Raw genomic sequence first — 12,891 nt, 5'->3', positions numbered from 1 at the left:
GCGGAATGTTTCTTGAAAAGCTGGTAAAATCAGCCGAAATGCGCGTTGAAACCGCAAAAAAAAGAGTATCGCCGGATGAACTGAAATCAAGGGTTTTAAACACAGATGGGAATAAAAAGTTTTACAGGCGGGAAGATTTCGCCTTTGAGAAAAGTTTGAAAAAAGAAGGAATCTCATTTATTTGCGAGTTAAAAAAAGCTTCACCGTCGAAGGGAATTTTAGATTCTTCTTTTCCATACCTTGAAATCGCGGAGAATTATGAAAAGGCCGGAGCCGATGCCGTATCGGTTCTTACGGAACCTGAATATTTCATGGGAAGTGATGACTATCTTAAAGAAATAAGTGCACGCATAAACATTCCCGTACTGCGCAAGGACTTTATTGTTGATGAGTATCAGATTTACGAGGCAAAATTAATAGGTGCAGATGCGGTATTGTTAATCTGTGCCCTGCTTGATACCCGGACAATTAAAAAATACATAGAAATATGCGATATACTTGGCATTTCGGCTTTGGTGGAAGCCCATACCGAGGAAGAAATAAGGTCGGCACTTGAAGCGGGCGCAAGGGTGATTGGCGTAAACAACAGGGATTTAAGAACCTTTGAAGTGGATATCCGGAAATGTATTGATTTAAGGAAGTTTGTTCCTGAAAACGTCATATTTGTAGCCGAAAGCGGGATTAAAACACGCGATGACATATTGATGCTTGAGCAGGCAAAGGTTGATGCGGTTCTGATTGGGGAAACGCTTATGAGGAGCAGGGACAAAAAAGCCATGCTTGCATACCTGAAAGGGGAAACCAAACAGATACCGGAGGAGTTAAAATGACAAAAGTGAAAATATGCGGACTTACGCGGGAACAGGATATTGATGCGGTGAACAGAATCCTTCCTGACTATATTGGTTTTGTGTTTGCAAAAAGCCGAAGACAGATTGACGAACGCAGGGCCGCAGAATTGAAAAGGCGTTTGGATCCCCGCATAAAAGCCGTCGGAGTGTTTGTCAATGAGAAAATGGACAAAATCATAAGGCTGTGCCATAAGCAGGTTATCGATATGGTACAACTCCACGGTGATGAAAATGAAGACTATATATTGAAACTTAAAGAATTTGTACCAAATAAAATAATAAAAGCCGTCAGGGTCAGGACCCGGGCGGATATAGAAAGGGCTGCCGGCGTCCCGTGCGACTTTTTGTTGTTTGACGCTTACTCCGAAAAAATTTACGGCGGCACAGGAAAAACATTTGACTGGTCACTGATTCCTTCGGTAAACAGGCCATTTTTCCTTGCGGGCGGCATTAATCCGGAAAATGCCGTGCACGCGATAAAAACGTTAAACCCTTACTGTATTGATGTAAGCAGCGGAGTTGAAACCGGAGGATTCAAGGATCCGAAAAAAATAATCGATATTGTGGCTGCTGTAAGAGGATGCGGATGAAAGGCCGGTAAAGGCATGGATGATTGCGGGAATTTGCCGATGCTGAAAAGGAGGGTGAACAGTGGCAAAAGGAAGATTTGGCATTTACGGCGGGCAGTATATTCCGGAAACCCTGATGAATGCGGTTATTGAACTTGAAGAGGCGTACAACAGGTTCAAAGACGATCCTCAGTTCAGAAAGGAACTGGATTATCTCATGATAAATTATGCCGGAAGACCGTCTCCCCTTTATTTCGCGAAAAAAATGACCGAAAACCTGGGAGGTGCAAAAATCTATCTTAAGCGCGAAGATTTGAACCATACGGGCTCCCATAAAATAAATAACGTGCTGGGACAGGTTCTTCTTGCAAAATATATGGGAAAAACCCGGGTTATAGCCGAGACCGGGGCGGGCCAGCACGGGGTTGCCACTGCCACTGCTGCCGCGCTGATGGGAATGGAATGCGAAATTTTCATGGGAAAGGAAGATACAGAGCGGCAGGCGCTGAATGTTTACCGCATGAAGCTGCTGGGAGCGAAAGTCAATGTGGTCACAACAGGCACCCAAACTCTGAAGGACGCGGTGAATGAGACTTTGAAAGAATGGAGCAGAAGGGTGCATGACACCCATTACGTACTCGGCTCTGTAATGGGGCCGCATCCCTTTCCCACGATTGTCCGTGATTTTCAGAAAATTATAGGCTGCGAGGTCAGAAAACAAATCCTTGAAGCCGAGGGAAGACTGCCCGATGTCCTTATTGCATGCGTCGGGGGAGGAAGTAATGCAATAGGTTTGTTTTACGATTTCATTGATGAACCGAATGTCCGCCTTATCGGCTGTGAGGCGGCAGGGCGCGGGCTTCACACCAAAAAGCACGCCGCTACGCTGAACACCGGAAAAGTGGGAATTTTTCACGGAATGAAATCTTATTTCTGCCAGGATGAATATGGTCAAATCGCTCCCGTATATTCCATATCCGCGGGGCTGGATTATCCGGGCGTGGGACCTGAGCATGCATGGCTGCACGATACCGGCAGGGCGGAATATGTGGCGGTGACCGATGATGAGGCGGTAGAGGCGTTTGAATACCTGTCCCGCACCGAGGGAATTATACCGGCGATTGAAAGTGCCCATGCTGTTGCTTATGCAATAAAGCTTGCACCGAAGTTAGGCAGGGACAAGATTATGGTTATAGGCCTTTCCGGCAGGGGAGACAAGGATGTGGCGGCGATAGCGAGATACAGGGGGGTTGAAATCGATGAATAAAATATCCGGCGCTTTTTTAAACCGAAAAGCTTTTATTCCGTTCATTACTTCAGGGGATCCCTCGCTGGAAGTGACAGAGCAGCTGGTCATTAAAATGGCCGAAGCGGGCGCGGACCTGATTGAGCTGGGAATTCCGTTTTCCGACCCCGTTGCGGAAGGAGAGGTTATCCAGAATGCCAGCATGCGCGCTTTGGCCGGAGGTGTAACGGTGGATAAAATATTCGACATGGTAGGGCGCATTCGCAGTAAATGTCCGGTACCGCTTATTTTAATGACATACGTGAATCCGGTATTTGCCTATGGAACTGAAAAATTTTTTAAAAATTGCAAGGAGGCCGGAGTGGACGGAATTATAGTCCCCGATCTCCCGTATGAGGAAAAAGGGGAGCTGACGCCTTTCTGCTCAGAATATGGAATAACTTTTATTTCAATGATTGCTCCCACGTCCGGAAGCCGTATAAGAATGATAGCAAAGGAAGCAGAAGGGTTTCTTTACTGTGTGTCTTCAATGGGGGTAACCGGGGTCAGGGAACATATCGGCGATGAAGTAAACAAAATGGTGGAGATTGTAAGAAGTGTTACAGATATTCCATGTGCCGTGGGGTTTGGTGTTTCAACCCCCGAACAGGCGGCGAGACTGGCGGCTTTTGCAGATGGTGTAATTGTCGGAAGTGCCATAGTTAAAATTATAGAGAAATACGGCCCGGATTGCATACCATATGTCGTGGAATATGTACGCATGATGAAAAATGCGGTGAAAAACTGTGAGGGATTATGATGTTTTACCGGCGCTCACCCTTGCAATTATTTTAAAAATAGGATATAATGAATTGTTCCCAAATTTGGTGTATTGACAGGGATTTTAAAATGTGCTAAACTTAAACCTGCTTTGCGATAAGGCTTTTTTTTATGCATGGAAAATTTATGCATGAGTAATACGCCTTCAGTTAGTTAATTAATATACATTTCGACCAGATAGATATTATAAGGGGTGTAAAAAATGAGAGTAAAAATCACATTGGCCTGCACTGAATGCAAACAGAGAAATTATGACACTATGAAAAACAAGAAAAATGACCCGGACAGACTGGAACTGAAGAAATACTGCAAGTTCTGCAAAAAGCATACTCTTCACAGGGAAACAAGGTAAAGGGATTTTTCCTGTAACAAGCTTACACATAGTAAAAGGTTAGGAGATGTTTCTGATGGCGGAACAAGTACAGAAAAAACCCAGTGTTTATAAAAGATTTGTGAAATTTGTAAAGGAAGTCCGGAGCGAACTTAAAAAGGTTATTTGGCCTTCAAGAAGCCAACTGATTAATTATACGCTGACGGTAATTGTAATATGCCTTATTTTAGGGGTTGTTGTTTGGCTTTTTGATGCCCTTTTTGGTTTCCTATACACGCTTGTATTTGCCTGATGCGTGGCGGATACAGAGTAAAAAAGGAGGGCAGGAGCTTGTCTCCGTTTGACAATGTCTGAACAGGCATATTGGTATGTTGTGCACACTTATTCCGGTTATGAAAATAAAGTAAAGGCGAACCTGGAAAAAATACTGGAGAATAATCCCCATCTGCAGAATTATATTTTTGATATTGTTGTTCCGATGGAGGAACAGATAGAAATAAAAGATGGGAAGAAAAAGACGACGCTGAAAAAGGTTTTTCCTGGGTATGTACTTGTTAAAATGATAATAACCGATGAGTCGTGGTATGTGGTTCGGAACATAAGAGGTGTTACAGGATTTGTCGGTCCGGGTTCAAAACCCGTTCCATTGTCTGATGAAGAAATCAGGGCAATGGGGGTTGAACAGGTCGAAACGGTTGTTGATTACGAAGTCGGCGATACAGTAAGGGTTATAGAAGGGCCACTGGAAAGCTTTATCGGCACTGTGGAAGAAATCAGCATGGACAGGAAAAAGGTTCGCGTTCTTGTGTCGATGTTCGGGCGCGAAACCCCTGTGGAGCTTGATTTCACACAAATTCAGAAGCTGTAGTAAAGGGATATATTATTTTACAATATATCGGATTTAGAATGCAAACTGCCGGAGGGCAGTAATTTTTCTGGGAGGTGGATTATTATGGCAAAGAAAGTAGCGGCCTATGTGAAGCTCCAAATACCTGCAGGAAAGGCTACACCTGCTCCACCGGTTGGACCAGCTTTAGGACAACATGGTGTTAACATTATGCAATTCTGCAAAGAATTCAACGAGAGAACGGCGAAAGATGCCGGGCTGATCATTCCGGTTGTGTTAACAATTTATTCAGACAGGTCTTTTACTTTCGTGACGAAAACGCCGCCTGCTGCAGTGCTTATAAAAAGAGCATGCAAGATTGAAAAAGGATCGGGCGTTCCCAATCGTGAAAAAGTCGCTAAACTGTCGAAAGAGGATTTAAGAAAGATTGCGGAGCTGAAGATGCCTGATTTGAATGCAGCAAGTCTTGAAGCGGCAATGAGCATGATAGCCGGAACTGCAAGAAGCATGGGCGTTGTTGTGGAAGAATGATTATTTGTTTTGCAAAGTGGGAGGGAGTAATCCCGCGTAATATACCACAAAGGAGTGATATGTGATGAAGAGAGGCAAGAAATATCTTGAAAGCGCAAAGCTTGTAGATAAAACCAGGTTATATGAACCCAGAGAGGCATTTGAACTTGTTCAGAAGACAGCGCATGCAAAATTTGATGAAACTGTCGAGGTTCATGTACGGCTGGGTGTTGACTCGCGTCATGCCGATCAGCAGGTCAGAGGTGCCGTTGTTCTGCCTCATGGAACGGGTAAAACAGTTCGCGTGCTGGTATTTGCGAAAGGTGAAAAGGCAACAGAGGCTGAAAAGGCAGGCGCTGATTATGTAGGCGCTGAGGAACTTGTTGCAAAAATCCAGAATGAAAACTGGTTTGATTTTGACGTTGTTGTAGCAACTCCCGACATGATGGGCGTTGTCGGACGTCTGGGACGTGTTTTGGGACCAAAGGGCTTAATGCCCAACCCGAAAGCCGGTACCGTTACAATGGACGTGGCAAAGGCAATTGCCGACATTAAAGCCGGTAAAATCGAGTACCGCCTGGATAAGACAAACATTATACATTGCCCGATTGGAAAGGTGTCTTTCGGTACCGAAAAGCTGCTTGACAACTTCCGTACTCTGATGGACGCGATTATAAGGGCTAAGCCGGCAGCCGCAAAGGGACAGTATCTGAAGAGCGTAGTTGTTTCTTCAACTATGGGTCCCGGTATTAAAATCAATCAGCAGAAAGTTTTGGACTAAAAGTCCTTTACAAATACGATTTAATATAGTAGAATAACATTTGTTTGTGAAACTGAATATTGAACCATAGACAGCAGGAACCGCAAGGTGTAACGTATATCATCCTGCCGAGGTTAAGCTTCAAGGGTTTAAAAAGGTATACAACCCTCTGTATGTCTGTGGTTATCCAGGAAATACAGAGGGTTTTTATATATACGCTGATTGCAGGTAGCAATATAGACAAGGAGGTGCAGCAGGTGCCCAGTGAAAAAGTCTTGAATCTGAAAAAGGCCAAGGTAAAAGAACTTTCTGAAAAGATGAAAGCGGCTAAGTCTTTTATTTTGGCAGATTACAGAGGGTTGACCGTCGAACAGGATACCAAGATGAGACGGGAGATGCGTGCAGCCGGTGTTGAGTATACTGTAATAAAGAATTCAATTATCAGGTTTGCGGCACAGGAAAACGGCTATGATTTAAATCAGTATTTGGTAGGGCCGACGGCTCTGGCAATAAGTCTTAATGATCCGGTAGCACCGTCAAAATTATTGACCAAGTTTGCCAAGGAATTTGAAAAGCTTGAAATAAAAGCTGGTGTTGTTGAAGGAAAGATTGTTGACATCAACGGCATTAAGGCCATTGCAAGTCTTCCTTCAAAGGAAGAGCTGGTGGCAAAGGTTGTTGGTGGTTTGTCAGGTCCGTTGTACGGAATAGTAAATGTTTTGAATGCAAATATCCGCGGTTTGGTAGTGGCATTGAACGCCATTGCGGAAAAAAAGCAAGCTGAAGCTTAAATAAAAAATAGGATGTGGAGGTTATTACGATGAGTGAAAAGGTAACAAAATTAATTGAGGACATTAAGGGTTTAACCGTTCTTGAACTTTCAGAATTAGTTAAAGCTCTTGAAGAAGAATTCGGAGTATCTGCCGCTGCTCCCGTAGCAGTAGCTGCTGTTGCTCCTGCAGGCGGTGCAGCCGGTGGCGCTGAAGCCGCTCAGGCAGAAGAAAAGACAGAATTCACCGTTGTTCTGAAGGAAGTAGGTGCTGACAAGATTAAGGTAATCAAGGTGGTACGTGAAGTTACCGGCCTTGGCCTTAAGGAAGCAAAAGACCTTGTTGAAGGCGCACCTTCAACGGTAAAGGAAGGCGTATCCAAGGACGAGGCACAGAAGATTGTGGAAAAGTTCAAGGAAGTTGGAGCTACCTGCGAACTGAAGTAATATGTTGCAAACCTGAGAAAGCCCGCACGAAAGTTGCGGGCTTTTTTATACCTTTTTTAAGCCGGACTGATTTCCGCAGAAGGTGATTTAAAAACTTGCATTGTGAAATTGCGGATGTTAATATATTCTAAACATGTTCGGAAGTCGTATCGGCGATTATCTGAAATTTTGGTTTTCTTCCGGCTCATATGAGGTATTTATTTGATTATTGTATACAAAACTAATAAGGCAGTAGGACGGTGATAAAAAATGTTTGCAGGTTTGAGGGTTAATGAGGCAGGACACCTGGAAATAGGCGGGTGCGATACGGTAGAATTGGCGGAAAAATACGGAACTCCTCTGTATGTTATGGACGAAACGATCATTCGGAATAACTGCAGGGCATATAAAGAAGCCATAAACAAATACTATGACGGTTACGGAATGGTACTGTATGCAAGCAAGGCTTTTTGTACGACCGCAATATGCAGGATTATGGAACAGGAAGGCCTGGGGCTTGACGTTGTCTCCGGCGGAGAATTGTATACTGCGATAAAAGCAGGTTTCCCCACCGAAAGGATTTATTTTCATGGAAACAATAAAACCATTGATGAAATTAGAATGGGCATAGAATACAATGTGGGCCGTTTTGTGGTTGACAATGAAACAGAGCTGCTGAATATAGAGAAAATTGCTGCTGAAAAAAACAGGAAAGTAAAAATACTGTTCCGTGTAAAACCGGGTATTGACGCCCATACACATCAGTTTATTAAAACAGGGCAGATTGATTCCAAATTCGGTGTAGCACTGGAAAACGGTGAAGCACACGCATTTGTCGAAAAAGCGGCCGGCATGGAACATATAGAATTGGTCGGCGTACACTGCCATATCGGTTCACAGATATTCGAACTTGAGCCTTTTGGGTTGGCAGCCGAAGTTATGGTGAATTTTATTGCGGAAATAAGGGACAGGTTTGGAATACAACTGTCTGAATTAAACCTTGGAGGCGGAGTCGGAATTAAATATACCGAAAAAGATTCACCCATTGAATATGACAGGTTTGTTGAAACCATTTCAAAAACCGTTAAAAGAATATGTAATACGAAAAAACTTGGAAGAATTTATATCCTGATGGAACCCGGCAGATCAATAGTGGCTCCTGCCGGAATAACCCTGTACCGGGTAGGAAATGTCAAAGATATAAAAGGTGTAAGAAAATATGTGTCGGTGGACGGCGGGATGAGCGACAATCCCCGTTACGCCCTTTACAATGCCGAATATACCGCCTTGCTTGCGAATAAACCGGACAGCCCGAAAACCGAGACGGTTACGATAGCAGGAAAATGCTGCGAATCAGGGGATATCATAGCAAAAGACGTAAAAATGCCTGTGACCGAACCGGGTGATATCGTTGCGGTTCTTGCGACGGGAGCATACAATTATTCAATGGCAATGAATTATAACAGAATAGGAAAGCCACCGGTTGTTCTTGTAAAGGACGGCAAAGACCGCCTTATCGTCAGACGTGAAACCTACGATGACATAATCCGCCATGATTTAATACCCGACGATCTGTAGAAAAATTTAATAAGATAATGTAAAATATTATTAAAATTTAAACTGCATTCCTGAATTTGTATAAAAAGAGAGGAGGAATGCAGTTAATTTGTTGTAATAGATAAAAAGACGTTATTGCAGACAAAATAAAGTAAAGTATAACTCATAATATAAACATTGACATGACAATGTTAAATGTTTATCATAGTATGGGAAATTTTTTGAAGCGGAGGCTGAGGCTTTGTCGAAACCCGTTGTAGCAATAGTAGGAAGACCTAATGTCGGTAAATCGACATTGTTCAATTATATAACAGGGCGGAGGATATCAATAACCGAAGACACTCCGGGGATAACCAGGGACAGAATTTACGCCGAAGCCGAATGGCGGGGCAGAAAGTTTACGCTCATTGATACCGGCGGTATAGAACCCGACACCGATGATTATATAAAAAAGATGATGCTCCGGCAGGCGGAGCTGGCAATGGAAACCGCTGACGTTATTATTTTCCTGCTGGATATGAAGACAGGCTTAACCGCCGCAGACAACGATGTAGCGGCAATGCTCAGAAAATCGAAGAAACCTGTGATTGTGGCGGTTAATAAGGTTGATAACATCGGTGAGCTTCCGCCCGATGCATATGAGTTTTATAACCTGGGAATGGGGGATTTTTACCCCATATCGTCGGTTCATGGCCTTGGGATAGGAGAACTGCTTGATGCGGTGTTTGAGTATTTTCCTGAAGAGGCTGCGGAGGAACAGGATGACGACATTATCAACGTTGCTGTTATAGGAAGGCCCAATGTAGGCAAGTCATCCCTTATAAACTGCATACTGGGCGAAGAAAGGGTTATTGTAAGCGATGTCCCCGGAACAACAAGGGATGCGATAGATACACTCGTGATTCGCAACGGAAAACGGTATAATTTCATAGACACTGCCGGTATCCGGAGGAAAAGCAGAATAGAAGAAAATATTGAAAGGTACAGTGTGATACGTTCATTTATGGCTGTTGACAGATCCGATGTATGCCTTATAGTGATCGATGCGAACGACGGTGTCACCGAGCAGGATACCAAAATTGCAGGCTATGCCCATGAACAGGGAAAGGCCTCGGTTATAGCAGTGAACAAATGGGACATGATTGAAAAAGAAACAGGAACACTTGAAAAAATGCAGAAAGAAATACTTCAGAAGCTTGATTTCATGAGCTATGCACCTGTGGTTTTCATCTCTGCAAAAACCGGGCAGAGAGTTGAAAAACTGTTCGAACTGGTGGATTATGTTTTTGAGCAGGCGTCACTGCGGATACAGACCGGAATGCTGAATGACGTGCTTAATGAGGCGATGGCTATGGTACAGCCTCCGTCTGACAAAGGTAAACGCCTGAAGATATATTATATGACTCAGACAGGTATAAGACCGCCGAAATTTGTTTTGTTTATCAACGATAAGGAGTTAATGCATTTTTCCTATGAGAGGTATATCATAAACACGCTGAGAAGCAATTTTGGATTTGCAGGTACGCCGATTCAGTTAATAATGAAAGAAAAACAGGAAGAATAACCACCGAAAGCAGGGGTATGTATCTATGTTTGGTAAAATCGTCTTATGCGTGGTTGCAGGGTATTTGCTGGGAAGTTTAAACGGTTCGCTCGTAATAGGGAAGCTGTTTTATAAAAAAGATGTAAGAATGTATGGCAGCGGAAACGCAGGTGCAACCAATACGCTTCGCTCACTGGGACCAAAAGCGGCTGCCGCCGTAACGGTGGTTGATTTGCTAAAGGGAATTCTTGCGTGTTTAATCGGTCAGTTAATTTCGGGATATGTGGAGAACGCTGGTTATGTTGGAATGTATGCCGCAGGTTTTGCTGCGGTTTTGGGCCACAACTGGCCGATATTTTTTGGCTTTAAGGGTGGTAAGGGAGTATTGACTACATTCGCCGTAATCCTTTATATAACTCCTTTGCCCGCTCTTATCTGCCTTGGAATTTTCATCATAGTAGTTGCCGTTACCCGGTATGTGTCTCTTGGTTCCTTAATTGCGTCGGTTTGCTGGCCCGTTGTTTCGCTTTTTTTCAATATACCGACAGTGCTTAGGGTCTTGGGAATATTGATGGTTTTGCTTATTGTCGCCCGACACAAGGATAACATCGTGAGACTGAAAAATCATACCGAGAAGAGGATAAGTTTTAAGGGGAATTAAGGCAGTGCCGATTGATAAAGGTTAAAGCTTGGCTACGGCGAGTTAAAAAATATGATAAGTGGGGAAAAATATGAAGGTTGATTACATCAATCCCATTTTAATTGCCTCAAGCAAAATCATAAAGGCCCTTTTGCAGGAAGATATCACTTTAGGAAGGTTGTCCCTGCTTGACAGTCATAACCTTAAGGACAGTGTTGCCATCATTTTATGGATGACCGGGGATTTTGACGGGCGTTTCATATTTGCGATTAAACGCAATGTCGCATTGCAGATCGCCAGCGCTATGATGGGAGAAAGGATCACGGAACTTAACGATATGGCTAAAAGCGCCGTTGCTGAAATGGCCACGATAATACTTGGGCGTACTGGTATTATTTTTTCTGAGAGGGGTATAGACGTAAAAATAAGTTACCCGACTTTGGTTGAGGGGGACAGCGTTTACATATCTACTCTTAATCCCAGGAAACGATCCATAATAAATATTCCGTTAATTATGAGCCGAGGCAATGTAATTGACATAAAAATTGAAAGCGGAGATTTAATCCGCGAGTAAAGTAAATGAACAGGAGAATACTTATGGAAAACGGATGGATTATAGCTTTGTATTTTTCGGGAATAGCTGCATGCTTGGGAATAGCCACCGTTTTAAAGCTGAAGGTTAGGATTTTTCAGAAGCATCTGATGCCCACCTCTATGCTGGCCGGAGCGATAGGTTTTATTGCATTACAGCTTGCGAGGTATGTCTTTGGCTGGCTGGATGAAGAAACGCTGCGCAAAATCCAGCATGAACTCGGATACCTGGTTTCGCACCTCATGGCAATAGGATTCATAGCCCTGGCTTTAAAGGATCGGAACAAGAAAAGGAATACCGATATCGTCAATACAGGCTATGCAATTGTAAAAACATACATGGTTCAAGGAATTCTTGGTTTTGGCATATCGTTGTTTCTGGCAAGATTTTTTTATCCTGACATGTTTCCTCCGTTAGGAATGATGCTGCCGTTGGGTTTTGCACAGGGGCCCGGGCAGGCGGTTAACATCGGCATAAAATGGGAAGAAGCCGGTTTTACCGACGGTGCGAACATAGGCCTCGCCATTGCAAACCTGGGGTTTGTATGGGCTTTGGTTGGAGGAGTTCCGTTTCTGAATTTTCTTTTGAAAAGGGTATATAAAAATCATAAAAAATACGGCATCAATGAAGTTAAGGATATGGAACTCGAAAAACATACAAAACGTACGATGTTCGTTCCCAAAAGCATGCATATAGATGATTTGACCATTCAGCTTCTCTTAATAGGTTCGGCGTATCTTGTGACTTATCTGCTGCTTTGGGGAATGTCGAAGATTCTTACACACCTTGGGACATTTGGTGAGACAGTTTCGGAAATGTTATGGGGATTTAATTTCGTGATAGGCACGGTAGTTGCGCTGGCGGCCCGCGGTATTATAGACAGATTGCGCGTTAAACGCGTAATCCGGCACAAATATGCCGATAACTACCTGCTTCAGAGAATTTCAACCTCGTCCTTTGACTTTATGATTACCGCTTCCCTTGCCGCTGTTTCATTAAGCGTGCTGAAGTCAAATCTGGGGCCGATACTCATAATCACCACTGCCGGTGGACTGTTCATGATGGTATATTGCTACTATCTTGGGAAAATGATTTATAAAGATGAGCAGCTTGAACATATAATTGCGCTTTACGGCTTGTGGACTGGAACGATAACAACGGGTATTGCGCTGCTCAGAGAAATTGACCCGTATGCAAAATCCAGGGTTTCCGAAAACCTGGTATTAGGCAGCGGATTCGCAATATTCGTAGGTTTTCCGTTAATGTTTATACTGGCTCTGCCAATTCATGGCTTTAAGCACAACCAGCCGATATATTATTTCTGGACCTTCGTTGCAATGATAGCGATGGACATTTTAATGACGGTTTTACTGTACCTGAACAGACCGGGCAGAAAGCAGGAAGGAAAACAAAATAAAAAGAGGGTATAGA

The 12,891-nt window shown here is 43.5% G+C and carries 16 protein-coding genes and 1 other annotated feature; all 16 genes read left to right on the top strand.

Going from position 1 to position 12,891, the window contains the following annotated elements:
• Positions 1-5 precede the first annotated feature (5 nt).
• Complete coding sequence (gene trpC / locus CST_RS09435) at positions 6-830, top strand: indole-3-glycerol phosphate synthase TrpC (RefSeq protein WP_015359668.1); 825 nt, start codon at positions 6-8, stop codon at positions 828-830.
• A complete protein-coding gene (locus CST_RS09430; RefSeq protein WP_015359667.1) occupies positions 827-1,441 on the top strand; it encodes a phosphoribosylanthranilate isomerase in 615 nt (204 codons plus the stop codon). Before trpC ends, CST_RS09430 begins: the two co-directional genes overlap by 4 nt.
• Before the next feature lie 61 nt (positions 1,442-1,502).
• Positions 1,503-2,687: a tryptophan synthase subunit beta gene (gene trpB, locus CST_RS09425; RefSeq protein WP_015359666.1), complete on the top strand. Its 1,185-nt coding sequence runs from the start codon at positions 1,503-1,505 to the stop codon at positions 2,685-2,687.
• Entirely contained in the window at positions 2,680-3,465 is a 786-nt protein-coding gene (trpA, locus tag CST_RS09420) for a tryptophan synthase subunit alpha (protein ID WP_015359665.1), read from the top strand. The genes trpB and trpA overlap by 8 nt, the downstream gene beginning before the upstream one ends.
• Positions 3,466-3,687: 222 nt before the next feature.
• Positions 3,688-3,837 carry a 50S ribosomal protein L33 gene (gene rpmG / locus CST_RS09415; protein ID WP_015359664.1) on the top strand — a complete coding sequence of 50 codons (150 nt, stop codon included), beginning with the start codon at positions 3,688-3,690 and terminating at the stop codon, positions 3,835-3,837.
• A gap of 55 nt (positions 3,838-3,892) precedes the next feature.
• Positions 3,893-4,108: a preprotein translocase subunit SecE gene (secE, locus tag CST_RS09410; RefSeq protein ID WP_015485081.1), complete on the top strand. Its 216-nt coding sequence runs from the start codon at positions 3,893-3,895 to the stop codon at positions 4,106-4,108.
• Positions 4,109-4,162: 54 nt separating this feature from the next.
• Positions 4,163-4,684, top strand: a complete 522-nt coding sequence (gene nusG, locus CST_RS09405) for a transcription termination/antitermination protein NusG (protein WP_034842817.1) — start codon at positions 4,163-4,165, stop codon at positions 4,682-4,684.
• 84 nt (positions 4,685-4,768) lie between these two features.
• Entirely contained in the window at positions 4,769-5,194 is a 426-nt protein-coding gene (gene rplK / locus CST_RS09400) for a 50S ribosomal protein L11 (protein WP_015359661.1), read from the top strand.
• Between the two features lie 64 nt (positions 5,195-5,258).
• Positions 5,259-5,954 (top strand): 50S ribosomal protein L1, encoded by a 696-nt coding sequence (rplA, locus tag CST_RS09395; protein WP_015359660.1) that lies wholly within the window; start codon positions 5,259-5,261, stop codon positions 5,952-5,954.
• A 46-nt stretch (positions 5,955-6,000) separates the two neighbouring features.
• Positions 6,001-6,152, top strand: a sequence feature (ribosomal protein L10 leader region).
• The gene (gene rplJ, locus CST_RS09390; RefSeq protein ID WP_015359659.1) at positions 6,107-6,724 is read left to right on the top strand and encodes a 50S ribosomal protein L10; all 618 of its coding nucleotides are present in this window, start codon (positions 6,107-6,109) and stop codon (positions 6,722-6,724) included. It overlaps the preceding feature by 46 nt.
• Before the next feature lie 29 nt (positions 6,725-6,753).
• Positions 6,754-7,149: a 50S ribosomal protein L7/L12 gene (gene rplL / locus CST_RS09385; protein WP_015359658.1), complete on the top strand. Its 396-nt coding sequence runs from the start codon at positions 6,754-6,756 to the stop codon at positions 7,147-7,149.
• Positions 7,150-7,398: 249 nt separating this feature from the next.
• Entirely contained in the window at positions 7,399-8,706 is a 1,308-nt protein-coding gene (gene lysA / locus CST_RS09380; RefSeq protein WP_015359657.1) for a diaminopimelate decarboxylase, read from the top strand.
• A 220-nt stretch (positions 8,707-8,926) separates the two neighbouring features.
• Entirely contained in the window at positions 8,927-10,249 is a 1,323-nt protein-coding gene (gene der, locus CST_RS09375) for a ribosome biogenesis GTPase Der (RefSeq protein ID WP_015359656.1), read from the top strand.
• Positions 10,250-10,274: 25 nt separating this feature from the next.
• Complete coding sequence (gene plsY, locus CST_RS09370) at positions 10,275-10,889, top strand: glycerol-3-phosphate 1-O-acyltransferase PlsY (RefSeq protein WP_015359655.1); 615 nt, start codon at positions 10,275-10,277, stop codon at positions 10,887-10,889.
• A gap of 70 nt (positions 10,890-10,959) precedes the next feature.
• The gene (locus tag CST_RS09365; RefSeq protein ID WP_015359654.1) at positions 10,960-11,442 is read left to right on the top strand and encodes a chemotaxis protein CheX; all 483 of its coding nucleotides are present in this window, start codon (positions 10,960-10,962) and stop codon (positions 11,440-11,442) included.
• A gap of 5 nt (positions 11,443-11,447) precedes the next feature.
• Entirely contained in the window at positions 11,448-12,890 is a 1,443-nt protein-coding gene (locus CST_RS09360) for a sodium/glutamate symporter family protein (RefSeq protein WP_237266327.1), read from the top strand.
• Position 12,891: the final 1 nt, after the last annotated feature.

Origin of the sequence: Thermoclostridium stercorarium subsp. stercorarium DSM 8532, from assembly GCF_000331995.1 — a bacterium.
Lineage (GTDB): Bacteria > Bacillota > Clostridia > DSM-8532 > DSM-8532 > Thermoclostridium > Thermoclostridium stercorarium.
The sequence above is the reverse complement of the archived record's forward strand: the minus strand, read 5'-3'. Positions and strand labels throughout refer to the sequence as shown.

What these genes read in the sequence shown, in the direction of transcription:
- trpC (WP_015359668.1), top strand. Translation starts at nt 6, where the DNA reads ATGTTTCTTGAAAAGCTGGTAAAATCAGCCGAAATGCGCGTTGAAACC.
- CST_RS09430 (WP_015359667.1), top strand. Translation starts at nt 827, where the DNA reads ATGACAAAAGTGAAAATATGCGGACTTACGCGGGAACAGGATATTGAT.
- trpA (WP_015359665.1), top strand. Translation starts at nt 2,680, where the DNA reads ATGAATAAAATATCCGGCGCTTTTTTAAACCGAAAAGCTTTTATTCCG.
- rpmG (WP_015359664.1), top strand. Translation starts at nt 3,688, where the DNA reads ATGAGAGTAAAAATCACATTGGCCTGCACTGAATGCAAACAGAGAAAT.
- secE (WP_015485081.1), top strand. Translation starts at nt 3,893, where the DNA reads ATGGCGGAACAAGTACAGAAAAAACCCAGTGTTTATAAAAGATTTGTG.
- nusG (WP_034842817.1), top strand. Translation starts at nt 4,163, where the DNA reads ATGTCTGAACAGGCATATTGGTATGTTGTGCACACTTATTCCGGTTAT.
- rplK (WP_015359661.1), top strand. Translation starts at nt 4,769, where the DNA reads ATGGCAAAGAAAGTAGCGGCCTATGTGAAGCTCCAAATACCTGCAGGA.
- rplA (WP_015359660.1), top strand. Translation starts at nt 5,259, where the DNA reads ATGAAGAGAGGCAAGAAATATCTTGAAAGCGCAAAGCTTGTAGATAAA.
- rplJ (WP_015359659.1), top strand. Translation starts at nt 6,107, where the DNA reads ATGTCTGTGGTTATCCAGGAAATACAGAGGGTTTTTATATATACGCTG.
- rplL (WP_015359658.1), top strand. Translation starts at nt 6,754, where the DNA reads ATGAGTGAAAAGGTAACAAAATTAATTGAGGACATTAAGGGTTTAACC.
- lysA (WP_015359657.1), top strand. Translation starts at nt 7,399, where the DNA reads ATGTTTGCAGGTTTGAGGGTTAATGAGGCAGGACACCTGGAAATAGGC.
- plsY (WP_015359655.1), top strand. Translation starts at nt 10,275, where the DNA reads ATGTTTGGTAAAATCGTCTTATGCGTGGTTGCAGGGTATTTGCTGGGA.
- CST_RS09365 (WP_015359654.1), top strand. Translation starts at nt 10,960, where the DNA reads ATGAAGGTTGATTACATCAATCCCATTTTAATTGCCTCAAGCAAAATC.
- CST_RS09360 (WP_237266327.1), top strand. Translation starts at nt 11,448, where the DNA reads ATGAACAGGAGAATACTTATGGAAAACGGATGGATTATAGCTTTGTAT.